Annotated in this window: 22 protein-coding genes; 12 read left to right on the top strand and 10 right to left on the bottom strand. The window is 71.0% G+C overall.

What is annotated here, in order from left to right:
- Window positions 1-46: 46 nt before the first annotated feature.
- A complete protein-coding gene (gene cls / locus MPPM_RS24140; RefSeq protein ID WP_096487239.1) occupies window positions 47-1,483 on the top strand; it encodes a cardiolipin synthase in 1,437 nt (478 codons plus the stop codon).
- Here cls and MPPM_RS24135 read toward each other — a convergent pair.
- Complete coding sequence (locus tag MPPM_RS24135) at window positions 1,374-2,153, bottom strand: endonuclease/exonuclease/phosphatase family protein (protein WP_096487238.1); 780 nt, start codon at window positions 2,151-2,153, stop codon at window positions 1,374-1,376. The two genes, cls and MPPM_RS24135, sit on opposite strands and share 110 nt — an antisense overlap.
- 79 nt (window positions 2,154-2,232) lie before the next feature.
- A complete protein-coding gene (locus MPPM_RS24130; protein WP_244573591.1) occupies window positions 2,233-3,030 on the bottom strand; it encodes an enoyl-CoA hydratase in 798 nt (265 codons plus the stop codon).
- A 135-nt stretch (window positions 3,031-3,165) separates the two neighbouring features.
- Between MPPM_RS24130 and MPPM_RS24125 the strand changes: the two genes are divergently transcribed.
- The 10 genes from MPPM_RS24125 (at window position 3,166) to MPPM_RS24080 (ending at window position 17,359) form a co-directional block, all read left to right on the top strand.
- Window positions 3,166-3,777, top strand: coding sequence for a nitroreductase family protein (locus tag MPPM_RS24125; RefSeq protein ID WP_096487237.1), 612 nt, complete (start codon window positions 3,166-3,168; stop codon window positions 3,775-3,777).
- Between the two features lie 140 nt (window positions 3,778-3,917).
- Window positions 3,918-5,540, top strand: a complete 1,623-nt coding sequence (locus tag MPPM_RS24120; protein WP_432419832.1) for an AMP-binding protein — start codon at window positions 3,918-3,920, stop codon at window positions 5,538-5,540.
- Between the two features lie 197 nt (window positions 5,541-5,737).
- A complete protein-coding gene (gene ahcY, locus MPPM_RS24115; protein ID WP_096487236.1) occupies window positions 5,738-7,144 on the top strand; it encodes an adenosylhomocysteinase in 1,407 nt (468 codons plus the stop codon).
- Window positions 7,145-7,740: 596 nt separating this feature from the next.
- Window positions 7,741-10,266, top strand: a complete 2,526-nt coding sequence (locus tag MPPM_RS24110) for a sensor histidine kinase (protein ID WP_096487235.1) — start codon at window positions 7,741-7,743, stop codon at window positions 10,264-10,266.
- A 155-nt stretch (window positions 10,267-10,421) separates the two neighbouring features.
- Window positions 10,422-12,038, top strand: a complete 1,617-nt coding sequence (gene tsaE, locus MPPM_RS24105) for a tRNA (adenosine(37)-N6)-threonylcarbamoyltransferase complex ATPase subunit type 1 TsaE (protein WP_096487234.1) — start codon at window positions 10,422-10,424, stop codon at window positions 12,036-12,038.
- Window positions 12,039-12,070: 32 nt separating this feature from the next.
- A complete protein-coding gene (locus tag MPPM_RS24100) occupies window positions 12,071-12,817 on the top strand; it encodes a nucleotidyltransferase family protein (protein WP_096487233.1) in 747 nt (248 codons plus the stop codon).
- Window positions 12,818-12,878: 61 nt separating this feature from the next.
- Window positions 12,879-13,328, top strand: coding sequence for a tellurite resistance TerB family protein (locus MPPM_RS24095; RefSeq protein WP_096487232.1), 450 nt, complete (start codon window positions 12,879-12,881; stop codon window positions 13,326-13,328).
- 176 nt (window positions 13,329-13,504) lie between these two features.
- The gene (locus MPPM_RS24090; protein ID WP_096487231.1) at window positions 13,505-15,523 is read left to right on the top strand and encodes an ATP-binding protein; all 2,019 of its coding nucleotides are present in this window, start codon (window positions 13,505-13,507) and stop codon (window positions 15,521-15,523) included.
- 154 nt (window positions 15,524-15,677) lie between these two features.
- On the top strand, window positions 15,678-15,881 hold the full coding sequence (locus MPPM_RS24085) for a DUF3311 domain-containing protein (protein WP_096487230.1): 204 nt from the start codon (window positions 15,678-15,680) through the stop codon (window positions 15,879-15,881).
- Window positions 15,878-17,359 carry a sodium:solute symporter family protein gene (locus MPPM_RS24080; protein WP_096487229.1) on the top strand — a complete coding sequence of 494 codons (1,482 nt, stop codon included), beginning with the start codon at window positions 15,878-15,880 and terminating at the stop codon, window positions 17,357-17,359. Before MPPM_RS24085 ends, MPPM_RS24080 begins: the two co-directional genes overlap by 4 nt.
- Window positions 17,360-17,479: 120 nt before the next feature.
- Here the strand turns inward: MPPM_RS24080 and MPPM_RS24075 are convergent, their stop codons facing one another.
- The 5 genes from MPPM_RS24075 to MPPM_RS24055 all read right to left on the bottom strand — a co-directional run bounded on the left by MPPM_RS24075 (window position 17,480) and on the right by MPPM_RS24055 (window position 20,874).
- Window positions 17,480-18,364 carry a metallophosphoesterase family protein gene (locus tag MPPM_RS24075; RefSeq protein ID WP_096487228.1) on the bottom strand — a complete coding sequence of 295 codons (885 nt, stop codon included), beginning with the start codon at window positions 18,362-18,364 and terminating at the stop codon, window positions 17,480-17,482.
- Window positions 18,361-19,284, bottom strand: a complete 924-nt coding sequence (locus MPPM_RS24070) for a diacylglycerol/lipid kinase family protein (protein ID WP_096487227.1) — start codon at window positions 19,282-19,284, stop codon at window positions 18,361-18,363. Before MPPM_RS24070 ends, MPPM_RS24075 begins: the two co-directional genes overlap by 4 nt.
- An 85-nt stretch (window positions 19,285-19,369) precedes the next feature.
- Window positions 19,370-19,882 (bottom strand): DUF3016 domain-containing protein, encoded by a 513-nt coding sequence (locus MPPM_RS24065; RefSeq protein ID WP_096487226.1) that lies wholly within the window; start codon window positions 19,880-19,882, stop codon window positions 19,370-19,372.
- On the bottom strand, window positions 19,879-20,094 hold the full coding sequence (locus tag MPPM_RS24060) for a hypothetical protein (RefSeq protein ID WP_096487225.1): 216 nt from the start codon (window positions 20,092-20,094) through the stop codon (window positions 19,879-19,881). The genes MPPM_RS24065 and MPPM_RS24060 overlap by 4 nt, the downstream gene beginning before the upstream one ends.
- Window positions 20,095-20,295: 201 nt before the next feature.
- The gene (locus tag MPPM_RS24055) at window positions 20,296-20,874 is read right to left on the bottom strand and encodes a ComEA family DNA-binding protein (RefSeq protein WP_096487224.1); all 579 of its coding nucleotides are present in this window, start codon (window positions 20,872-20,874) and stop codon (window positions 20,296-20,298) included.
- A 369-nt stretch (window positions 20,875-21,243) separates the two neighbouring features.
- Here MPPM_RS24055 and MPPM_RS24050 point away from each other — a divergent pair, with 369 nt between their 5' ends.
- Complete coding sequence (locus MPPM_RS24050) at window positions 21,244-22,437, top strand: patatin-like phospholipase family protein (protein ID WP_096488007.1); 1,194 nt, start codon at window positions 21,244-21,246, stop codon at window positions 22,435-22,437.
- A 31-nt stretch (window positions 22,438-22,468) separates the two neighbouring features.
- On the opposite strand, the gene MPPM_RS24045 is transcribed toward MPPM_RS24050, so the two are convergent.
- From MPPM_RS24045 to MPPM_RS24035, 3 genes are all read right to left on the bottom strand, one after another.
- Window positions 22,469-22,717 carry a hypothetical protein gene (locus MPPM_RS24045; RefSeq protein WP_096487223.1) on the bottom strand — a complete coding sequence of 83 codons (249 nt, stop codon included), beginning with the start codon at window positions 22,715-22,717 and terminating at the stop codon, window positions 22,469-22,471.
- 212 nt (window positions 22,718-22,929) lie between these two features.
- Window positions 22,930-23,058, bottom strand: coding sequence for a TFIIS helical bundle-like domain containing protein (locus MPPM_RS24040; RefSeq protein WP_096487222.1), 129 nt, complete (start codon window positions 23,056-23,058; stop codon window positions 22,930-22,932).
- Window positions 23,059-23,168: 110 nt separating this feature from the next.
- Window positions 23,169-24,338 (bottom strand): MFS transporter, encoded by a 1,170-nt coding sequence (locus MPPM_RS24035; protein WP_096487221.1) that lies wholly within the window; start codon window positions 24,336-24,338, stop codon window positions 23,169-23,171.
- Window positions 24,339-24,344 lie beyond the last annotated feature (6 nt).

The following is a 24,344-nucleotide window of genomic DNA, read 5'->3' as shown; positions in this document are numbered from 1 at the left end:
ATCTCCTGCGCCGTTCCCAGACAGGGCAGGGCGGCAAGGCGGACCGGTGGAAGAAGTCCTCACCCGATGGCTCGGCACGACGGCCTCGCTGCGCACCGAGATCGTCGCGGCGATCGGCCTCGTGCTGTCCCTCGGCGTCAGCACCCACGTGCTGCTGCGCAAGCGGGTGGTGGGCGCGGCGATCGGCTGGATCGGGCTGGCATGGCTGGCGCCGGTCTTCGGCACGCTGCTCTACCTCACCTTCGGCATCAACCGGGTCGAGCGGCGCGCCCGGCGGCTGAAGCGGCGTCCCTCGCAGGCCGTCGACGACACGCCGCAGCCCTCCGCCCACGTGCCCGAATCCTACCGCGCGCTCGACCGGGCGGTGCAGGCGATCACCGGCCTGCCGACGGTGGCGGGCAATCGGGTCGAGGTGTTCCGCAACGGCGACGAGGCCTATCCGGCGATGCTGGCGGCGATCGGCGAGGCCCGCCGCAGCGTCGCCCTGTCGAGCTACATCTTCCGCGACGACGAGATCGGCCGGGCCTTCTGCGCGGCGCTGCACGCGGCGCAGGAGCGGGGCGCCGAGGTGCGGGTCATCCTCGACGGCATCGGCAGCGGCTACTTCTTCCCCGCGGCGTGGCGGCGGCTGCGCAGGCTCGGCGTGCCGGCCGGGCTGTTCATGCACTCCGTCCTGCCCTGGCGGATGCCGTTCCTGAACCTGCGCACCCACAAGAAGCTGCTGATCGTCGACGGGCGGACCGCCTTCACCGGCGGCGTCAACATCTCCGACGGCAACCGCATCCGCGAAAAGCCGGCCTTCCCGATCCGCGACACGCATTTCCGGATCGAGGGACCGGTGGTCGAGCACCTGACCCAGGCCTTCATCGCCGACTGGCTGTTCGTGAGCGACGAAGAGCTGGAGGGCGAGGCGTGGCTGCCGCCGCTGGCGCCGGCCGGCACCGTCACCGCCCGCGTCGTCACCTCGGGACCGGACGCCGACATCGAGAAGATCGCCACCGTCATCCTGCAGGTCATCGCCTGCGCCAGACAATCGATCCGGCTGGCGACGCCCTACTTCCTGCCCAACGACCTCATCGTGAACGCCCTCTGCCTCGCCGCGACGCGGGGGATCGAGGTCGATGTCGTCATCCCCAAGGCGAGCGATCACCGCTTCGTCGATTGGGCGACCCGCGGCCATATCGACCCGCTCCTCAGGAGCGGCGTGCGGATCTGGATCGACGGCCCGCCCTTCGACCACTCGAAGGCGATGACCGTCGACGGGCAATGGTGCTTCATCGGCAGCGCGAACTGGGATTCGCGCAGCTTCCGCCTGAATTTCGAGCTGAACGTCGAGGTCTACGACGTGCCGCTGGCCCGGACCCTCGAAGCCTTCATCGTGGGGAAGCGGCAGACCCGTCTGACGCTGTCCGATCTCGACGCCCGCCCGCTCCCCGTGCGTTTGCGCGACGCAGCCGTCCGACTGCTTCTGCCATACCTCTGAGCCGCCCGACAGCGGCGGCCCCCTCCGGCGCGGGCGAGAGGCGCACCACGATCGGATGGTGGTCGGACAGCCCGCGGGGCAGCACCGCGCGCTCGTGGCAGACGAGCCCGCGCACGAGGCAGCGGTCGAGCCGGAGCGGCAGCACGTTGACCATGGCATGGGTCGGCCGCCGGGGGCCGACATCGCGGAACCCCGGCACGAGGGCCGGCCCGACGATGTTGTAGTCGCCGAGCACCGCGGCCTGCTGCGGCAAGTGGCTCTCGATCCGCCGGAGCTGGCGCCGGTTCAGCACCTGCCCGTGGGAAAGGTGGACGTTGGCGACGCCGAACTCGCCCCAATCGAGCACTTGGCAGACCCGGTCGATCAGCACGCCCGAGGGGAGCGGGACGATCTCGGGCGGCTTCGCCCAGGGGATCGGGCTCCACATCGCCAACCCGTGGATGCGCCCCGGCAGTTGCGCCCAGGCATAGACGCCGCCGACCCGGTCCTTGAGCGCGGCGATCTCCCGCGTCGCCTCCTGCATCAGCAGCAGGTCGGGCCGCTCCTGCTCGATCAGCGTCACGAGGCAATCCACCGCTGCACCGGTGCGGCGCAGGAGGTTCCAGCTCACAATTTTTTTCGTGTCCGGACCCGGCTCGGGGGAGATCGGAGGAGGGCGTCTGAGGAGCATGCGAGTCCGATTGCCCAGGGGTCGTGACGGCTTGAGGGCGCCGCGGAGGCAATGCGCGGGCGGACAATCGGTTCGCGCCTCACCGCGCCTTACGGTCGAGAAAAGCGCCGATCCCCTCCTCCGCCGCCCGTGCCAGCATGTTCTCCGTCATCACCCGGCCTGCATGGGCGTAGGCCTCGGCCAGCGGCATCTCCAGCTGCTCGTAGAAGGCCCGCTTGCCGACCCGCACGGTGTACGGACTGCGCGCGGCGATGCCCGCGGCCAGCGCCTGAGCGGCCGCCAGGGCACCGCCCGCCTCCACCACCTCGTTGACGAGCCCGAGACGCCGGGCCTCCTCCGCATCCGCCATCTCGGCGGTGAGCAGCATCCGCATCGCCGCCTTGCGCGAGAGGTTGCGCGAGAGCGCCACCATCGGCGTCGAGCAGAACAGGCCGATCTGCACGCCCGGCGTGGCGAAACGCGCCTGAGCCCCCGCGACCGCCAGATCGCAGGAGGCCACGAGCTGGCAGCCGGCGGCGGTCGCCACGCCTTCCACCGCCGCGATCACCGGCTGGGGCAGGGCAGGGATCGCCGACATCACGCCCGAGCACAGCGCGAACAGGGCCTCGAACCGCCTCGCGCCGCGGTCGGCCTCGCCCCGGTAGCCGGTCATCTCCTTGAGGTCGTGGCCGGCGCAGAAGGCGGGCCCCGCCGCCGCCAGCACCACGGCGCGCACGCTGGCGTCCTCCGCCAGGGCGGCGAAGGCGTTGCTCAGGGCTTCGAGCAGGGCGAGAGACAGGGCGTTGCGGGCTCCGGGCCGGTTGAGCGTCAGCGTGGCGACGCCGTCCCGGTCGGCGCGCAACAGAAGGGGGTTCGAGCTGGTCTCGCTCACGGGCATCCTCGTCGCGCCGATGTCATCCACGTCGTTCTCGCCCGCCTCGGGAGGCGCGGCAACACCACCCCCTAGCCCGCTCTTGTGCGCTGCCATACGGTGCGCCGCACCAAAGCCCTGCCAGCCTGGAGCCCGTCCCCGGTGACCGAAGCGACGACCCGTCCCACCACCCGCACGCCCGACCACGCGATCGACTCGATCTTCCTCGAGCGCTGGTCGCCGCGCGCCTTCACCGGTGAGGCGGTGCCCGAGTCCGAGCTGCTCAGGATGTTCGAGGCGGCGCGCTGGTCGCCCTCGTCCTACAACTCGCAGCCCTGGCGCTTCGTCTACGCTCTGCGCGGCACCCCGGAATGGGAGGGGTTCTTCGACCTTCTCGTACCGGGCAACCAAAAATGGGCGAAGGATGCCGGCGCGCTCGTGATCCTCGTCTCGAACACACGAATGAAGGTCGGCGACGAGTTCAAGCCCTCGGCCAGCCACTCCCTCGATGCCGGTGCGGCCTCGCTCGCCTTCGCGCTCCAGGCCAACCGTCAGGGCTGGCACGTTCACGGGATGGGCGGCTTCGACAAGGAGCGGGCGGTGACGGCGCTGAACGTGCCCGAGCATCATCGTGTCGAGGCGGCCTACGCGGTCGGGCGGGCTACGCCCTGGGCGGAACTGAGCGAGGAACAGCAGGCCAAGGAACAGCCGAACGGGCGCCGCCCGATCACCGATTTCGCCTTCCGCGCCGGGTTTCCGCAGCGCGAAGACTGAGCCCCGTCACTGCGCGTCGAGTGCGGATTGCGACCGGCGCGGCGAGGGCGGATGAGAGGCGATCGGTCCCGCTGCGGCGGAACCGGCAGGACGAAGCACGACCGGCGCCGGGGGGCCGCCGCAGGTTCGGGGACATTGCCGTGCCGGAGCCGGCCGACACTTACGAAAACCTCGTCGCGGGTTTCCGCTGGGAGATCCCGGAGCGCTACAACATCGCGGCCGATGTCTGCGACCGCTGGGCGCTGACCGAGCCCGACCGCACCGCGCTGCTCGTGCTCGGGTCCGACGACCGGCCCGAGACGGTGAGCTACGGCCGCCTGCGCTCCGACTCGCTGCGGCTCGCGGCGGCGCTCGCCGCCCGCGGCGTCGAACCGGGCGACCGGGTGGCGGTGCTGCTCCCGCAATCGGCCGCGGTGGTGATCACTCACTTCGCCGCCTATCGATTGGGGGCGATCGCGTTGCCGCTCGCCGGCCTGTTCGGCGAGACGGCCCTGCTTCACCGGCTCGCCGATTCGGGCGCGCGGGCCATCGTCACCGACGCGGCCGGTCTGGCCAAGCTGGAACGGCTGCGGGCCGAGCTGCCGGATCTCGTCACGATCCTCTCGGTCGATGGGGCCGCCGCATCCGCCGAGGATTTTTTCGCGTTTCTGGAGGCGGCTCCGGACGGGTTCACGACGCGGGCGACCGGGCCGGACGATCCGGCGCTGATGATCTACACCTCCGGCACGACCGGTCTCGCCAAGGGGGCGCTCCACGGCCACCGGGTGCTGCTCGGCCACCTGCCGGGCTGGACGCTCATGCACGGCTTCCCCTCCGCGGGCACCGGGCTGATGTGGACCCCGTCCGACTGGGCCTGGGCCGGTGGGCTCCTCAACGTGCTGATGCCGTCCTTGCGCCTCGGCATGCCGGTTGTCGCCCGGGCCTCGGGCCGGTTCGAGCCGGAGGCGGCGTTTCGGCTGATGGCCGATCTCGGCGTCACCCGCGCCTTCCTGCCGCCGACCGCGCTGCGGATGCTGCGCGGCGTCGCGAACCCGCGCGAAACCTTCGATCTCTCCGCCCTGCGCAACATCGCCTCGGCCGGCGAGGCGCTCGGGGCCGAGACCTTCGAATGGGCGCGAGCCGCGCTCGGCCTCACCATCGGTGAGGCCTACGGCCAGACCGAGTGCAATCTCGTTCTCGCCTCCAGCGCGCGGATCGGCGTGGCGCGGGCCGGCGCCACGGGCAAGCCGGTGCCGGGCCACCGCGTCGCGGTGCTGCGCGAGGACGGGACCGAAGCGGACACCGACGAGACCGGCGAGATCGCCGTGCGCGCGCCCGACCCGGTGCTGTTCCTCGGCTACTGGAATCAGCCCGAGGCGACCGCCAAAAAATTCCGCGACGGCTGGTGGATGACCGGCGACCAGGCGCGGCGCGATGCGGACGGCTACATCCGCTTCGTCGGCCGCGAGGACGATCTCATCACCTCGGCGGCCTACCGGATTGGCCCGGCCGAGATCGAGGCCTGCCTCTGCGCCCATCCGGCGGTGGCGCTGGCGGCCGCCGTCGGCGTGCCCGACCCGCTGCGCACCGAGACCGTGAAAGCCTTCGTCACCTTGCGCGCGGGCTTCTCTCCCTCGGACGCGCTCGCCGCCGAAATCCTCGCCTTCGCCAAGGCCCGGCTCTCCGCCCACGAGATGCCGCGCGCGCTCGCGTTTCGCGACACCCTGCCGATGACGACGAGCGGCAAGATCATCCGGCGGCAATTGCGGGATGAGCCGGCCTAGGGCCGCGGCGGCATCCTTGTGCCAGCCCCACCCTGGAATCAAACGCATAAAGACATCTTTATGTCTTGATTGCTCCCTAAGCCGAGCCCTGCTACAGGGATGGCCGACCCGGCCGGGTGAACCGGCCGATGCGCCGGGCCGAAGCGCCGGAACAACTCGCTGTTTCGCGCCGGCCACGACTGAGAAGGGATACCGACATGGCAGCTGCCAACGATTACATCGTCCGCGACATCGGGCTGGCCGATTACGGCCGCAAGGAGATCTCGATCGCCGAGACCGAGATGCCCGGCCTGATGGCGACCCGCGCCGAGTACGGCGCGTCGCAGCCGCTCAAGGGCGCCAAGATCGCCGGCTCGCTGCACATGACGATCCAGACGGCGGTGCTGATCGAGACCCTGAAGGCGCTCGGCGCCGACATCCGCTGGGTCTCGTGCAACATCTACTCGACCCAGGACCACGCCGCCGCCGCGATCGCCGCCGCCGGCATCCCGGTCTTCGCCGTGAAGGGCGAGACCCTGACCGAGTACTGGGACTACACCTCGAAGTTGTTCGACTGGCATGACGGCGGCATGCCGAACATGATCCTCGACGACGGCGGCGACGCCACCATGTTCGTCCACCTCGGCCTGCGCGCCGAGAACGGCGACACCGCCTTCCTCGACAAGCCGGAATCCGAGGAGGAGGAGGTCTTCTTCGCGCTCCTGAAGAAGAAGCTCGCCGAGAAGCCGAAGGGCTGGTTCGCGGGTCTGGCCGACTCGATCAAGGGCGTCTCCGAGGAGACCACCACGGGTGTGCACCGCCTCTACAACCTCGCCAAGGAGGGCAAGCTGCTCTTCCCGGCGATCAACGTGAACGACTCGGTCACCAAGTCGAAGTTCGACAACCTCTACGGCTGCAAGGAGTCGCTGGTCGACGGCATCCGCCGCGGCACCGACGTGATGATGGCCGGCAAGGTCGCGATGGTCGCGGGCTTCGGTGACGTGGGCAAGGGCTCGGCCGCCTCGCTCCGCAATGCCGGCTGCCGCGTGCTGGTCTCCGAAATCGACCCGATCTGCGCTCTGCAGGCGGCGATGGAAGGCTACGAGGTCGTCACCATGGAAGATGCCGCGCCGCGCGCCGACATCTTCGTGACCGCCACCGGCAACAAGGACATCATCACGATCGAGCACATGCGGGCGATGAAGGACCGCGCCATCGTGTGCAACATCGGCCACTTCGACAACGAGATCCAGGTCGCGGGTCTCAAGAACCTCAAGTGGACCAACATCAAGCCGCAGGTCGACGAGATCGAGTTCGCCGACGGCCACCGCATCATCCTCCTCTCGGAGGGCCGCCTGGTGAACCTCGGCAATGCGACCGGCCACCCGTCCTTCGTGATGTCGGCCTCCTTCACCAACCAGACGCTCGCCCAGATCGAGCTCTGGACGAACCCCGGCAAGTACGAGCGGCAGGTCTACACCCTGCCCAAGGCCCTCGACGAGAAGGTCGCGGCCCTGCACCTGGAGAAGATCGGCGTGAAGCTCTCCAAGCTCCGCCCCGATCAGGCCGCCTATATCGGCGTGTCGCAGACCGGCCCGTTCAAGCCCGAGCACTACCGCTACTGATCGGCCCCCGCGAGCCCGGCATCCCCGCAGGATGCCGGGCTCGCGACAGGATCTCGGCGCGAACCGAAGCGGGCGAGCCATCGGCCGGCCCGCACGGCCGCGCGCGAGACGCCAGCCCGAAGGATGAAACCGGATCGGGCTCGACCCAATTCGGCCTCGCGAACAAGATTCGCGAAAAGAAGCCCGGCCCATGGCCGGGCTTCTCTCGTCTGGCGGCAAGCACGTCGCCAGAACCGGCGGCGCGGGCGCATTCGGCGAAACTGTTTTCCCGCTGCGCCGCCCCCGGAATCGGCGGTCCCGGCACCGTCCGGCGCGCCGATCACTCGCGAGAACTCGTCAAGGGACCATTTCGGTGGTGTGGCTTTTGGGTGCTGTAAGCCACCGGAATGCAGGGCGGACCCGTCCGGGGCGATAAAGGCGCTTCCAGCCGGAATCGCCCCCGCGTTACAGTGGCGCGAATCTTCGGAAGCAGGTGCCCGCGCGGCGGCGGCAAGCCGGACGCGACGGCAGGCATTTGCCCGGCGCTTTCCGGGAGCTTTCCAGGCCGTGGGCGCGAGTCCCGCGGAGTGCCGGGTCTGGTGGGGTGGGGGCGGGACATGGGTCTGGAACGGGCGGCGCGCGTTCTGTCGCGCGTCGGCGTCCTCATCGTCGCGGCGCCGGTCGCCGCATTCGCCGAGGGCGCTCCGTCCATCGAAGCGAGGCCGATGCTGGGAGCGATGCAGACGCACAACGTTGCCGGCCTCGCCGTCGTTCTCGGCCTGATCCTGTTCGCGACCATCCTGTCGCTCGTCTACCTGCGCGAGCGCGTCAGCTGGACACGCAAGGAACGCGTGTATCAGGACGAGCTCGCCCAGCTCCGCGGCGCCCATGACCGGGCCGAGATGCTGCTCCATTCCGAGCGCCAGGTGCTCGTCGCCTGGGCCGGGCGCGGCGAGCCGAGCATCGTCGGCGACGCGGGGTTCGCCCAGGACCTTCGCCAGGATCTGCGGAGCCAGGATGCGCGCGGGAGCCAGGGCAACTCGCGGCACCTGCTGACCTTCGGCACGTGGCTCACGCCCCAGGACGCGCAGCTCCTCGAGGCGGCGGTCGCCACGCTGCGCGAGCGCGGCACCGGGTTCCGGACGAACCTGCGCAGCCTCGCCGGGCGCTTCATCGAGGCGCAGGGTCAGGCGGTGGGCGGCCGGGCGCTGCTGCGCCTGCGCGAGACCACTGAGGAGCGCCGCGAGCTGATCGAGCTCCGCCACACCCTGGACGAGGCCAAGCGCGGTCTGGCCGCACTCGCGGGCCTGCTCGACGCGCTGCCGCAGCCGGTCTGGCACCGGGGCCCGGATGGAGCGCTCGCCTTCGTCAACGCCGCCTACGCCGCCGCCGTCGAGGCCCCGAGCCGCGAGACCGCCCTGAGCCACGGCCTGGAACTCCTCGACCGCGGCGCCCGCGACCTGATCGCCCGCCAAGTGCGGCGGCCCGGCCTCGCGCCCCAGCCGCTGCGCCTGTCGGCGGTGGTGGCGGGCGCGCGCCGGACCCTCGACGTCAGCGAGAGCACCCTGGAGACCGGCCGCGTCGGCATCGCCGTCGATGTGTCCGAGCTGGAGAGCGTGCGGGCCGACCTGCAGCGGCAGATGGATGCCAATGTGCGCACCCTCGACCAGTTGCCGACCGCGGTGGCGATGTTCGATGCGCGCCAGCGCCTGATCTTCCACAACGCTGCCTACCAGCGCCTGTGGGACCTCGATCCGGCCTTTCTCGAAGGCCGCCCGCTCGACGGCGAGATCCTCGACCGCCTGCGCGCCGCCCGCAAACTGCCCGAGCAGGCTGATTTCCGCTCGTGGAAGACCGACGTGCTCGCCGCCTACCGCGCGGTCGAGCCGACCGACACACCCTGGTACCTGCCCGACGGGCGGACGCTTCGCGTCGTCGCCGCCCCCAACCCGCAGGGCGGCCTGACCTATCTCTACCATGACGTCTCGGAGAGCATGAAGCTCGCCTCGCGCTACGACGCGCTGATGAAGGAGCAGGCCGAGACGCTGGAAGCGCTCAAGGAGCCGGTGGCGGTGTTCGGTGCCGACGGGCGCCTGACGGTGGCCAACCGCGCCTTCGCTGCGACCTGGCGCCTCGATCCGGCGACGCTGGCGGGCAAGCCGCATGTCGATGCGGTGATCGCCGCCTGCCGGACGCTGACGCCGGACCAGAGCCCCTGGGCCGGCATTCGGCAATCGATCACCGGCCTGTCCGAGACCCGCAGCGGCCATGCCTGCCGCCTCAACATCAACGACGGCACGGTGCTCGACTGCTCCTCGCAGCCCCTGCCGCTCGGCGCCACGCTGCTGACATTCATCGACGTCACCGCGAGCGCCAATGTCGAGCGGGCGCTGACCGAGAAGAACGACGCCCTGGAGCGCGCCTCGCAGCTGCGCGACACCTTCGTCCACCACGTCTCCTACGAGCTGCGCTCGCCGCTCACCAACATCATCGGCTTCACCCAGCTCCTCGGCGACGAGACCGTCGGCGCCCTCAACGAGCGCCAGCGCGAATATTCCGAGCACATCATGCGCTCGTCCGCCGCGCTGCTCGTCATCATCAACGACATCCTCGACCTCGCCTCGATCGATGCTGGCTCGCTCGAGCTCCAGCGCGAGACCATCGATGTGCGCTCCACCGTGGAGGCCGCCGCCCGCGGCATCGAGGATCGGCTGGCGGAATCCGATATCGGCCTCGACCTCGACGTGCCGGAGGACATCGGCAGCGTCTTCGCCGACGGCAAGCGGGTGCGCCAGATCCTGTTCAACCTGCTTTCCAACGCGGTCGGCTTCTCCGCCCCCGGCCAGCAGGTCCGCGTCGAGGCGCGGCGCGAGGGGACGGCGCTGCGGCTGACGGTGATCGATCGCGGCCGCGGCATCGCGCCCGAGGTGATCGACCGGGTGTTCGACCGGTTCGAGAGCAACACGCTGGGCACCAAGCACCGCGGCGTCGGCCTCGGCCTCTCGATCGTGCGCTCCTTCGTCGAGCTGCACGGCGGCCGCGTCGAGATCCACTCGGCACCGGGCGCGGGCACCCGCGTCACGTGCCTGTTCCCGGTCGACACGCCGCCGGGCAATGGCGGGCTCGCCGAGGCCGCCGAGTAGCGTCGGGCGGCCGCGAAATCGTGACGAGACCGGCCGACGCCGCAGGGCGGGGCTCAACGCGGGCGCGGAAAAAGGGTTAAACATCCCCCGCTAGGATGGTTGAGGCTTAACCCTCATCGGGGTGGCCGTTCGCGATGGTGCGGAGGATTGGGGCGTTGAGCGAGGTTCCGGACAGCACGGCGGCAAGCCCGCGGCCCGGCCCGTCGCAGGGCGAGGCGGCGGTTCCGCGGCGCGCCGCCTGGGAGGTGCTGCTGCCCGAGGAGGGCGCGACCGAGGACATGGCCGCCTTCCTGGCCGGCATTCTCCGACCCGGCGACCTCGTCGCCCTCTCCGGCGGGCTCGGTGCCGGCAAGACCACCCTCGCCCGGGCGATGATCCGCGAGCTGGCCGGCGACCCGGCGCTCGAAGTGCCGAGCCCGACCTTCACCCTGATGCAGCCCTACGAGACCCGCTCGGGCCGCAGCGTGATCCACGCCGACCTCTACCGCCTGCGCGGGCCGGACGAGCTGGTGGAACTCGGCTTCGACGAACTCTCCGAGACCGCGATCACCCTGGTCGAGTGGCCCGAGCGGCTGGGTGCGCGCGACAATCCCACGCTGATCGTCGAGCTGTCCCTGCGGGCGGAGTTCGGCGAGGAGGCGCGCCTCGTGCGGATCGACGGCAGCGGCGACATGCGCGAGCGGCTGGAGCGCGCCCGCGCCGTCCGGGCGCTGCTCGCCCGCACCGGCTGGGACGAGGCCGACCGGGTGCTGATGCAGGGCGACGCCTCCTCGCGCGCCTACGAGCGCCTGGTGAAGCCGGGCGGCGAGACCGCCGTGCTGATGATCTCGCCCCCCCGGCCCGACGGGCCGCCGGTGAAGGACGGGAAGCCCTACAGCGCGATCGTCAAACTCGCCGAGAGCGTCCATGCCTTCGTCGGCATGGACCGGGCGCTGCGGGCGATCGGCTTCTCGGCCCCGAAGATCCTGGGCGAGAACCTCGATGCCGGCCTGCTGATCCTGGAGGATCTCGGCACCGAGCCGGTGATCGAGAACGGCGCGCCGCGGCCGGAACGCTACGCCGAGGCCGTTCGCCTGCTCGCCAAGCTGCACGCCACCGACCTGCCCGCGACGGTGCCGGTGAGCGAGGGGATCGATCACGTCATCCCGCCCTACGATCTCGAAGCCCTGCTGTTCGAGGCGGAGCTGCTGCCGGAATGGTACGCCCCCGCGATCCGCGGGACGATGCTGTCGCCGGAGGCGCGCGCGGCCTTCCGCGACCTCTGGACCGAGGCGCTCAGGGATCTGGTCGCCGAGCCCGCCACCTGGACCCTGCGCGACTACCACTCGCCCAACCTGATCTGGCTCCCCGAACGGACCGGGCTGGAGCGGGTGGGGGTGATCGACTTCCAGGACGCGGTGATGGGCCACCCGGCCTACGACGTCGCCTCGCTGCTCCAGGACGCCCGGGTCGATGCCAGCGCCGATTTCGAGCTGCGGCTGCTCGGCCTCTACATCCGCGAGCGCCGCAGCCGCGACATCGGCTTCGACATGCAGGCCTTCGCCCGCGCCTACGCGGTTCTGGCGGCGCAGCGCGCCACCAAGATCCTCGGCATCTTCGCGCGCCTCGACAAGCGCGACGGCAAGCCGGGCTACCTCGCCCACCTGCCGCGGATCGAGGGCTATCTCGCGCGCAACCTCGCCCATCCGGCGCTGGCGCCGGTGCGGGCGTGGCACGAGACGCACCTGCCGAGCCTCGTCGCGCCGCGGCCGGACTCCGACCCCGCCCCCTAACCGCTCCCTTCGAACCGGCCCGCGAACGCGTCATGAGCGACGAGCAACATCCCAAACGAATCACCCGCGCTTTCGTGCTCGCGGCGGGCCTCGGCAAGCGCATGCGCCCGATCACCGCGACCTTGCCCAAGCCCCTGGTCGAGGTCGCCGGCAAGGCGCTGATCGACCACGCCCTCGACCGGGCGGCGGCGGGCGGCATCGAGACGGCGGTGGTCAACGTCCACTGGCTCGCCGACCTGATGGAGGGGCACCTCACCCACCGCACCGGTGCGCCCGACATCGTCGTCTCCGACGAGCGCGACGCGCTGCTGGAGACCGGCGGCGGCGTGAAGAAGGCGCTCGACCGGTTCGGAGACGAGCCCTTCGTGGTGTTCAACTCGGATTCGTTCTGGCTGGAGGGGCCGCGGCCCAATCTCGGCCGGCTGATCGAGGCCTGGGATCCCGACACGACCGACATCCTGCTCCTCGTCGCCCCGACCGCGACGAGCCTCGGCTACGAGGGGGCGGGCGATTTCGACATGGACGCGGACGGCCGGCTGTCGTGGCGCGGCGAGCGCGAGGTCGCGCCCTTCATCTATGCCGGCGTGGCGATCCTGAAGCCGGAGCTGTTCGCCGACACGCCGGAGGGTCCGTTCTCCCTCACCCTGCTGTTCGACCGGGCGATCCGACGCAACCGCCTCCAGGGCCTTCGCCTCGACGGGCAATGGCTGCATGTCGGCACGCCGGAGGCGATCGAGGCTGCCGAAGCGCGGGTGCGGGACAGCGCGCGGATCGTTTGACCGGCATCCCCGTTGTCGGGGCTCCGAGATGGGGTTTTGTCGGGCAGGGTTTTGTCAGGACATGGGTCTTCTTCACGACGCGGTTGAGCGGTTCCGCACCACCCTCAAGGCCTATGCCGGCGACGAGTCGCTGATGCAGGCGGCGGTCTCGGCCTGCGCCAACGTCGCGGTCGCCGATGGCGAGTTGATGAGCGAGGAGTTCGAGACGGCGCTGGCCGGCATCCGGTCGAACCCGATCATCGAGAAGGGCTACGACAGCCTGATGCTGGAACACGCCCTCTACGAGGCGCTCGGCCGCGCCCGCACCCGCGCCGGCCGCGCGGAGAACCTCGTGCGCATCGGTGCCGTCGCCGGACGATCCGAGGAGCAGCGCCGCAACGTCTTCCTCGTCGCGGCGGACGTGGCCGACCACGAGGGCATCGGACGCGAAGAGCACGCCGCCCTGGCCGAAGTCGGCGCCGCGCTCCGGCTCGACGGGAACGCGCTGCTCCGGCGGTTTCCCGAAGTGTGAGCCGGGCCGCGGGCGACCGGCGAAATCCACCGGTCCCGCTCACTTCCCCTTAAGCCTCTTTCTCAAGCGGCGCTTCACGCGCGGCTGGCACTGTCGCTCCCCTGACGTGCCGGGCCTCCGGCATCGGCCGGCTTTAGGGGACCTGCGTGGAACCGATAACCCTTGCGGTGAGCGTGATGGGCCTGGGCATCGCCGCCGCGATGCTGACGCTGATCCTGGTGTCGCTCCGCCGCGGCGGGTCCGTCGTGCCGGATTCCGATGTCACGGAGGCGCTCCAGGATCGACTCTGGCACATCGCCGAGAGCGAGGAGCGCTACCGGGTGCTGGTCGAGGCCACGACCGAGGCCGTGGTCCAGCGGGACGGGCAGGGACGGATCACCTTCGCCAGCGAGGGCTTCGCCGCCCTGCTCGGCGTGAAGCCACTGGAGCTGATCGGCTCGACGCTGAGCCCGCAGGTGATCGAGCGCGGCGCGAGCGAGCAGCGGCCGGACGGCGTGCGGGTGGTCGAGGAGCGCCTGATGCCGGTGGACGGGGTGCCGCGCTGGTTCTCCTTCATCGAGATGCCGGCGACCGGCAGCGCGGACGGCCCGAGCTGGCTGCGGGCGGGCCACGACGTCACCGAGCGCGTCGAGGCGGCGCGCTCGCTCGATGAGGCGAAGAGCCGGGCCGAGGCCGCCAACGTCGCCAAATCCCGCTTCCTCGCCACGGTCAGCCACGAGTTGCGCACGCCGTTGAACGGCATCCTCGGCATGGCGGATCTTCTGCTCGAGACGCGGCTCGATCCCGAGCAGCGCACCTATGTCGAGGCGTTCCGCACCAGCGGCAAGGCGCTGCTCGGCCTTGTCGACGGCATCCTCGACTTCTCCCGCATCGAGGCCGGGCGCCTCGATCTCGCTGCCGAGCCCTTCGACGCCGCCGCCCTGGTCGAGGGCGTGGTTGAGCTGCTGGCGCCGCGCGCTCAGGACAAGGGCCTGGAAATCGCCCTCGACATCGCCGACGACCTCGCCCCCCTGCGTATCGGCGATGCCGACCGGGTGCGGCAGATCCTCGTCAATCTCGCGGGCAACGCCATCAAGTTCACGCAAGCCGGCGGCGTCGGCGTCAGCCTGGCGCGCGCGGGGGAGGGGCTCGTCCTCACGGTCGAGGATACCGGGCCGGGCATCCCGGAGGAGCGCATTCCGATCCTGTTCGAGGAATTCGAGCAGGGCGACGACAGCGCGAGCCACGAGGGAACGGGGCTGGGCCTCGCCATCACCCGCCGCTTGGTCGAGCGCATGAGCGGCACGATCGAGGCCCGCTCGACGGTCGGACGCGGCTCGACCTTCCGGGTCGTGCTGCCGCTGCCGGCGGCGGAGCGTGCAAAGGCTCCCGGAAGTCCCGCCCTCGCATCGCGAAAGGTGCTGATCGTGGCCGACTCCGCCTTTCAGGCGCCGTTCCTGGCGCGGCGCCTCACCCGCTCCGGTGCGGCGGCGGTGACCGTGAACAGCGTGGAAGCCGGCCTCGACGCGCTCGCGGGCGTCGCCTTCGATGCGCTCATCGCCGACCGCAGCCTGGGCGATGCCGCCGTGCGCCGGCTCGCGACGGAGGCCACCCGCAGCGGCGTGCGCTGCAGCCTGATCCTGCTCTCGCCCTTCGACCGGCGCGAATTCGGAGCCCCGAACGCGGCGGGGTTCGACAGCTACCTGATCAAACCGGTGCGGGCCCGCTCGCTGTTCGACCGCCTTCTGGAACCGAGGCCCGCCCCGTCCCCCGGCTCCGCCGAGGCGACGGCCGTGCCGGCCGCGGAGCCCGCGCTTGCCCACGCCGCCGCGCCGGGCCGCCGGGTCCTGCTGGCGGAGGACAACCCGATCAACGCGCTGCTCGCCACCAAGGCGCTGGAGCGGCTCGGCGCACGGGTGATCCATGTCCGCGACGGGCTCGAGGCCCTGGCCGCGTCGGCGGGGCAGGGACCGTTCGACCTCGCCCTGATCGACATCCGCATGCCCGGCCTCGATGGCCTGGAGGTCGCCCGCCGCATCCGCGCCCGCGAGGCCGAGACCGGTGCGGCGCCACTCCACCTCGTCGCCCTCACAGCCAATACCGGTCGCGAGGACGTCGCCGCGGCTCATGCGGCCGGTTTCGACGGTTTCCTGCCCAAGCCGCTCAACCTGCGCGCCCTGCCGGAACTGCTGGACCGCCGCGCCGAGGCGGCCTGAGCGGCGGACCGAGCGGCGCCCTGGACGCAAAAAGAGGATTTCATCCCCTCGCCCTGGTGCGGATTCTGCCTCATGGTCCCCGCCGAAACGACGGGGATTGCATGACCGGACCACGAGGCTGTCATCCTGAGGCATCGCCGGGGAGAGGCCGGCGATGAAGCTGATTCCGTGGCTCGCGGCCCTGCCCGCCCTCGGGATGCTGGCCGGGCCGTTCTTCCTCAACCGGGTCGAGCCGCTGGTGCTCGGCATGCCGCTGCTGCTGGCGTGGCTCGTCGGCTGCACGGTCGCGACCTCGGCCATCATGGCGCTGATCTACCTCACCGATCCCGCCAACCGGGGCCCGGGAGAGGAGCCATGAACGCCGCGCTGCCGATCATCGCGCTCGCCGTCGTGGTGGCGCTCGGCCTCGGCCTGCGGGCGCGGTCGGGCCACGACATGGACATGGAGCAGTGGAGCGTGGGCAAGCGCGGCTTCGGCACGCTGCTCGTCTTCCTGCTGATGGCGGGTGAGATCTACACCACCTTCACCTTCCTCGGCGGCTCGGGCTGGGCCTACGGCAAGGGCGGGCCGACCTACTACATCCTCTGCTACCTGACGCTGATCTACGTCATCTCGTACTGGATCCTGCCGCCGGCCTGGCGCTTCGCCAAGGAGCGCAACCTGTTCTCGCAGCCCGACTATTTCGCCGCGCGCTACGACAGCAAGAGCCTCGGCATCCTCGTGGCGCTCGTCGGGATCGTGGCGCTGGTCCCCTACATGGTGCTGCAGTTGAAGGGGCTCGGCATCATCGTCGCCACCGCCTCCTACGGGGCGATCTCGCCGACGCTGGCGATCTGGATCGGCGCGGCGGTGCTCACCGTCTACGTCATGGTGTCGGGCGTGCGCGGGTCGGCCTGGACCGCCGTGCTCAAGGATTTCATGATCCTGTTCGTGGTGATCTTCCTCGGCATCTATCTGCCGTATCACTACTACGGCGGCATCGGCGCGATGTTCACCGCGATCGATGGGGCCAAGCCCGGCTTCCTCGCCCTGCCGGACCGCGGCCAGAGCGCGACGTGGTTCGCCTCGACCACGCTGCTGACGGCGCTCGGCGGCTGGATGTTCCCGCACATCTTCGCCTCGATCTACACCGCGAGCGATGCGCGCACCTTCCGGCGCAACGCGGTGTTCCTGCCGCTCTACCAGCTCATGCTGCTGTTCGTGTTCTTCGCGGGCTTCGCCGCGGTGCTGCAGGTGCCGGGGCTGACGGGGCCGGACGTCGATCTCTCCCTGTTCAAGATCGCGCTCCAGACCTTCCCGCCGTGGTTCGTCGGCATCATCGGCGCCACCGGCGTGCTGACCGCCCTGGTGCCGGGCTCGATGATCCTGATCGCCGGTTCGACGCTCATCGCGCAGAACCTCTACCGGCCGCTGGCGCGCAACGCGACCGATGCGACCACGGGCCGGCTCGCCAAGGGGATCGCGCCCCTGCTGGCGCTCGCCTGCGTCGGCTTCACCCTCTACGGCGGCGAGACCATCGTGCAACTGCTGCTGATCGGCTACGCCGTCGTCACGCAGCTCTTCCCCGCCTTCTTCTTCAGCCTCCTGCCCCGCAACCCGCTCACCCGTGCGGGCGCGATGGCCGGCATCCTGGCCGGCGTGGCCGCGGTGGCGGTGACGGTGGTGGGCGGCTACACCCTCGCCAAGCTGGCCCCCGGCCTGCCAGGGCCTGTGCAGGATCTCAACATCGGCGTGGTGGCGCTGGCGCTCAACCTCGCGGTGGCCTTCGCCGTCAGCCTCGCGGGCGGCGGCGGGCGTCGGGAAGCGGCGCCCCAGGCCGCTGTCAGAGGGAAGTGACGCCGGGCCGACGAAGGACTGCGGGTCGCAACAGGGGCCAGGAAATGCCGACCTGACGTGATCGGGCCGGGTACGGCTCTTGGTCTCGCCACCCGGTCTCGAACACGGATAGTCGGACCGTCAGCGTCCGGCCGCCTCCCGCTCGCCAGTCTGCTCCTCGGCGGCAGCGGGCCGGTGATCCTCCTCCCGCGCGTCCTCGAAGGCCTCACCGGTCCAGATCCGGACGGTAACCGTCGCCCGCCCGTCCTCGATGACGATGCGGTTGTAGGCGTTGGGCTCGTTGCCGCGCAGCCGCGTCGAGGTGGCCGAGCCCGCCTGCACCGCGAGCAGCCGGGCGCCGCCGGCCTGCGCCCGGCCGCGGTCGACCGCGACCCTGTCGGGCTCGATACCGGTCTCCGGCGCCTCGGCGAAGCGGGCGTAGTGGCGGTGGAGATGGCCGGCCAGCGTCAGCCCGACGCCGTGGCGGCGGAAGGCGTCGAGGGCCTCGTCGGCGCGCCCGACGAGGCGGGCCTCCGCGTCCCAGGGCGGCGGCATGAACGGGTGGTGGCCGACCACGATTCGGAACACGTGGCCCGGCAGCGCCGCCAGCCGCTCCTCGGTGCGGGCGATCTGCGCCCGGGTGATCTTGCCCTGCGACCAGTCGGTCTCCGGCGCCCAGGTCCGCACCGTGTTGAGGCAGACCACCGCGATCTCGTCGTCGAGGAAGGTCGGCTCGGTGTCCCGCGCGATGAAGCGGCGGTAGCGGCCGAAGGGATGGAAGAAGCGGGTGAAGAGCTTGAAATAGGCGATGTCGTGGTTGCCCGGCACCGCGATCCAGGGCGCGACGAGCCCGTCAAGAAAGGCGCGCGCCTCGGCGTATTCCTTGCGCCGCGCCCGCATGGTGAAGTCGCCGGAGGCGACGATCAGGTCCGGCGGATCGCGGTTCAGCTCGGCGGCGAGCCCCTCGACCACCGCGGTGTCGGTGCGGCCGAAATGCAGGTCGGAGATGTGGGCGATCCGTCTCACTCTGCCAGCTCCTTGGACAGATCCTTGGCCGCCTCAGGGACGATCACGGTCAATGCGCGGGGCATCAGGCGGTAGCGCAGGGGCGGGGCGATCAAGCGGACCTCTCCATCGTTCATCACCCGCAGGGCCCGCCTCCGGGCGGAGACGGCGAAGCGGGTCGCACGGCGACGCTCCAGGCCCGGCAGCCGCCGCCAGCGGCCGAGCCCGAATCCGAGCGCCAGACGGACGACGCGCCACGGCGAGAGGCGGCGGGCGATGTAGAGCGTCAACTCGCCGCCATCGACCTGGCTCCGTTCCAGAATCCGTCGGGGGCCCTCGGCGTAGTCGTTGTTGACCACCGCAAGCAGGCGGAGGCGCAGCCGCGTCCGCCGCCCGTCCTGCGAGAGCACCGTCGAGAGCCGCGGATAGGGGCCGAGATGGCGCAGGCTCGCCGCAGCGAGCCGCAGGAGCGCCACGAGGCCGAGGCGCCGCCCGCGAAAGGCCTCGCGGTGGCGGACCATGCGGGCGGGCATGCCGAGCACCGAGTTGATGAGAAAGACGTGCCCGTTGACGCTGCCGAGATCAATGGCGCGGCGATGCCCTGCCGCGAGCACCGCGACCGCCGCGTCGAGGGCGAGCGGGATGCCGAGATCCTTCGCCAGCAGGTTCATGGTGCCGAGGGGCAGGATGGCGAGGGCGACGCCGCTTCCCGCCAGCAGGCCGGCCGCGCAATTGAGCGTGCCGTCCCCGCCCGCCACCGCCACGGCCGCGACACCCTCGGTGTGTAGGGCGGCCCGCAGGCGCTCGGGCAGGGGCAGGGTCTCGTCCGGCTCGGGGAGGAGGTCGAGCCCCGCCGCCCTCAGCCGCGCGCGGACCGCGTCCGGCGTCACGCCGCCGGCGAAGGCGCCCGACGCGGGGTTGGCGACGAGGACGATCCGCATGTGGCTCCGAGACCCGCCCGTTTCCGGCCCGTGACGGCGCGGACATGACAGGCTCGGGCGTCGACCGTGTGACGGAAGCCGTCGATCAGCCCGGCGGAGGGCGCCGCTGCACGAAGCGCGCCTGGAACCAGTCCCGCAGCACCTCGCGCTCGTAGAAGAAGGTCTGCCCCGAAGAGAGGCGGGTGGCCCGGAGCAGGAAGTTGATGTCGGTCACGGTCTCTTCCGCTGCCTGCACCGTGCGGCCGCGCTCCTTGAGCGCGTAGCGCAGGCGGAAGCGGGGCGGGGTGATGTCGGTCACCACACGCACGCCCTGGGCCGCTCCGAAGCTCGGCTGGTCGAGCCCGGCGAGGTCGATGTCGAGCACCGCGATGTCCAGCGTCTGGTCCGGTGCCAGCACGGGATTGCCGAGCGTCTCGAACAGGCGGCGCATCTCGGCCAGCACCACCCGTAGCGACAGGCCCGAACCGAAGCGGTTCTGGGCATCGGTGTAGCGCTCGGGCGCGACGAAGGTCACCCGTACCTGCGCCGCCGCGGGTGAGGCGGCGAGGGAGAGCGGAGCGGCCAGAGCCGCGAGCAGCGCGAGCGCCGCTGCCCTCATTGCTGCGAGCGCTTGAGGATCGCCTGCAGGGCGCGGGCGACCGGCTCGGTGATGGTGCGCCGGTACTTGCGGTGGACGAGCTGGCCGTTGTGGTAGATGTCCTGCTCGACATAGAGCCGCTCACCGTCCCAGCGGACGATGTTGTCGGATTCCGTCGTCTCCTCGACGCCCAGATCCTGGCGGAGGATCGGTGCGCCGGATGTCGTGTGCATGGAGCGGCCTCGGCCTTCGCTTGAGAGAACGTCGGTCCTGTTTAGGGCCTCGACGCGCGCTGTACCAGGGTCGGATGCACGGCGCGGGCAGCGGAGGACGGTCCAGCGGTTTCGCTCACGCCCGCTTGTCTCCCGAACGGAGGCTGTCCCGCCGATGTTCGATGCCTCCGGTGCGTCTTCGCGCCATCGGCCCGGTGGCCGCTACTGCACCGTCACCTGGTCCTTGATGCGCTGGTAGGTGGCGCGGTTGAGGACGCGCTTGCTGAGGAGTTGATCGACGGAGGCGTAGGGCCGGTGCTGGATGATCGTCCGGCCGATGGCGCCGCCGCCCTTCAACCCGTTCAGCTCGGCAAGCGAGGCGGTGTTGAGATCGATCAGGGCGACCGCGGCGGGCGGGGCATTCTCCTCGGCCTCGGCCACCGGATCCGGCGGCGGGGACGGCGCTGCCCGCACCACGGGAGGCGGTGCCGGCTCGGTCGGCGGTCCGGGATCGGCCCGCGGGACCAGGGGAGGTGGGGGAGCCGGGGTCTCGACGGGCGGACGGGCCGCCTCCCTTGCCGGTTCCCGCGCCGATTCGGCCGACCCGACCACCCGCACCGGCTCGGGGGGAGCCGTCGGGACGGGACGTCCCGCCGGCGGGCCAGACGTCACCGTCGTGGCCGCTGGCGCAGCGCCTCGCTGCTCGGGGCCGTGAAGCCAGAACGATTGGACGAACCAGGCCAAACCCGCCGCCGCCAGAATCAGAACGACAACCCGCAGGATCGCCGATCCGCTCAGCACGGGCGCCTCCCGCCCAGGACGCGGACGCAGGATAGCATGGCGGTCTCGTGCTCGGCTCCGGACATTCCTGGGATCCTAACCTGCGGACACCGCTCAAACATATGACAAATCCGAGAGATACGACATGGCGCCGTGCCGGGCTTCCGGCGGCGCCCCACCGATCCCGCGGGGCCCGTGCAAGCCCCGCGCAGGCCCAGGTGCTCAGGCTGACCGCACGGTCCGCTTCGGCCGCCCGCCTGCCGCGAGCGTTGTTGCAGCGCGGCCTCAACCCGCGCCTGAGCACAGTTGCCATGTGCGGGAACGCAATACGGCCAAGCTCGTTTGGTATAGGCTGGCCCCACTTCCTTCGGGCTTGTTCAGGTCATGTCGATGCCAAAGGGTTTGCGCTGGTCGCGTCTGCTGCTCGCCGCGGCGGTTGCCGGACAGGCCGCGGCCTGTTCCTCGTTGCCGCGGACGAACTACACCAAGGAGGAGGCGGAGGCCGCGACCGTGCCCGGCATGGTCGGGGTGCGCGCCTATGCCGATGCCAGCGCCGTCGATTTCGTGGCGATGGCCGCCGGCCCGCAGAAGAAGCGTCAGGCCTTCAGCTATCTGGCGCTGTCGGGCGGCGGCGGTGACGGCGCCTACGGCGCGGGCGTGCTCAACGGTTGGACCGCCTCGGGCAAGCGGCCGGACTTCACCATCGTCTCCGGCGTCTCGACCGGCGCCCTGATCGCGCCCTTCGCCTTCCTCGGACCGGCCTACGACCCCTACCTCACCGACATCTACACCAGCGGCATCGCCGAATCGCTGGTGCAGAGCCCGAGCCTCGCCAACGTGCTGTTCGGGTCCGGCCTGTTCGGCGACGGTCGGCTGCGCAACCTGATCGCCCGTTACGTGACGCCCGACCTGCTCCAGGCCATCGCCGAGGAGCATGCCAAGGGACGCCGCCTGCTCGTGGTGACGACGAACCTCGACACGCAGCGCGCTGTGATCTGGAACATGGGCGCCATCGCCGCCAGCGGCGCGCCGAACGCGGTCTCGCTGTTCACCGACGTGCTCACCGCCTCGGCCAGCATCCCGGCGGTTTTCCCGCCCCAGCTCCTCGACGTTCAGGCCGAGGGCCGCGCCTTCCAGGAGATGCATGTGGACGGCTCGGTGGTGACGCCGGTCTTCACCCTGCCGCAGAGCTTCCTCGTGCGCGACGGGCGCTTCCGCAACGCGGGCAAGGCCGACATCTACGTCGTCATCAACGGGCGGCTGGAGCCCGAATTCGACGTGACGAAGAACAACACTCTGTCGATCGTCGAGAAGTCCTTCACCACCGCGAGCCGCGCCCGCTCCCGGGCGACGCTGGTGGCCACCGACGTGTTCGCCCGGCGCAACGGGATGGGCTTCAACCTGACCTACATCGACGAGAGCGCGCCGCAGACCACGACCGCCCGCGGCTTCGACACCGCCTACATGCGCAGCCTCTACCAGTACGGCTACGAGGCCGGCCGCACCGGCCAGTTCTGGCAGCCGAGCGTGCCGGCCGCGCCGCTGGTCAAGAGCGTGGTGCGCGAGGCGGTGGCGGGACGCTGACCCGCCGCCTCGCCCACGTCACCGGGCGATCCTAGAGCGCGATGCGCAGCGGCTCGACGCTGAGGCGAACCGCGCCCGCGCGGCGGCCGGTCTCGGCGACCGCGTACTGGAACGCCGCTTCGCGGCTGCGGAAATAGCCGCCGCCGAGACCGTGACTTTCCAGGGCGATCCAGCGGCCCTGCCCGTCCTGTCCGACGATGTAGCTCGGCAAGCCTCGGCTCGCCTCGGATTCGGCCGAGAGGGATTCGGCGGCCGGGGCAACGTGGTGCAATGGGGACATGATCGCAGATCGGGTCGCGCGGTCCGGTCAGGTGAACCGCGGCAGGAACCTGTACCTTCGCGTGTAAGGATTCGAGAGAGGAAGGGAGGCCCGGGCATAACGGCCTCATCAGGAAAAGGCCACCCGAGCGGGCGCGGCCGGTGACCGGCAGCAAAAAGGGCCGTGCCGCCCCTTCGAGCGACCGGCCCTCGGGTCTGCGCCTGGCGGCGAGACTACTTGCGCAGGATCTTCGTGACGAGGCGGCCGATCGGGGAGCTCGATTCGGCGTTGCGCTCGTCTCGGGCGACGACGCGGTCGTCGGTGCCGAGGATCTTGGTGACGATGCGTCCGATGAGGCTCATGTTCGGGCTCCTTCGCGTCGGGAGGACGGGCAACGGTGCAGCTTCGACAGGATAACGAGGGCCGCCGGGGCGGCGTTCCGTGCCCCGTCGCATCGGTCCGTCTCTGAGCGTCAGGCCGCCCGCTCCCGCGCGAGGCTGCGAACCACCGGCACCGCGTAGAGCCCGAACAGCAGGCTCATGGCGACGGCGAAGCCCTGCGGCGGGTGCAGGTCCATGCCGCCGCCGATCAGCGGCGGCCCGAGCATCAACCCGGCATTGTAGAGCATCACGAAGGCGGCGTTGGCGCCCGCCAGATCAGGCCCGCGCAGGCTGGCGCCGAGATGGGCGAGGCCGACCGTGTAGAGCGTGCCGACGATCCCGCCCCAGGCGAAGAGCAGGGCGGTGAGCCCCGGCAGGGAGGCGGAGGCCGCCGGGATCAGCGCCGCTCCGAGCGCCCCCGCGAGGCTGCCGCCGAGCAGGACGAGGCGCCGGTCGACCCGGTCGGCGAGGAGACCGACGGGGATCTGGAACACCACGTTGCCGAGCGCCACCGCGCTCACAAGGGCGGCGGCGGTCTGCGCGTCGAGGCCGATGCGCAGGCCGTAGAGCGGCAGGATGGCAAAGGCGCCCGCCTCCACCGCGCCGTAGAGGGCGGCGGCCAGCACCGCGAGCGGCGCGAGGCGCAGATAGGTGACGATCCCGCCCCCCTCGTCGTGCCCGAGCGCGGGCGAGAGGTTGCGGGCCAGCACCAGCGGCGTGAGGCCGAGGAAGAACAGGGCCGAGCCGGCGAGATAGGGCGCGAGTCCCTCGGTGCCGAGCAGCGTCAGCAGGGTCGGCCCGATGGCGAAGCCGATGGCCAGCACCGTCGCGTAGACACCCATCACCAGACCGCGCCGCTCGGGGGGCGCCGCGTCGTTGATCCAGTACTCGGAGAGGACGAAGAGCACGCCCATCGTCGTCGAGAAGACGAAGCGCAGGGGAAACCACAGGACGAGGTGGGGCATCAGCTTGAAGGCGGTGAGGCACAGGCCGCCGAGGATGATCGCCAGGATCAGCAGGCGCACCACGCCGATCCGCGCGGCGAGCCGCGGCACGAACGGCACCGTGAGAATCGCCGCGAGCCCGGCCACGGCGGTGTTGAGGCCGATGACCACGCTCGACGCGCCCATCCGCTCCATTTCCAGCGACAGGAGCGGGATCGACAGGCCGAGCCCCGTGCCCACCACCGCCACGCAGGCGATCGCGGCGGCCATCGCGCCGAGGCGGTCGCGATCGGAAAGGGGAGCGGAGACGGCGGGCATGACCCT

This window comes from Methylorubrum populi (assembly GCF_002355515.1).
Lineage (GTDB): Bacteria > Pseudomonadota > Alphaproteobacteria > Rhizobiales > Beijerinckiaceae > Methylobacterium > Methylobacterium populi_A.
Note: the sequence above shows the minus strand (reverse complement) of the source record. Positions and strands in the feature narration are given on the sequence as shown.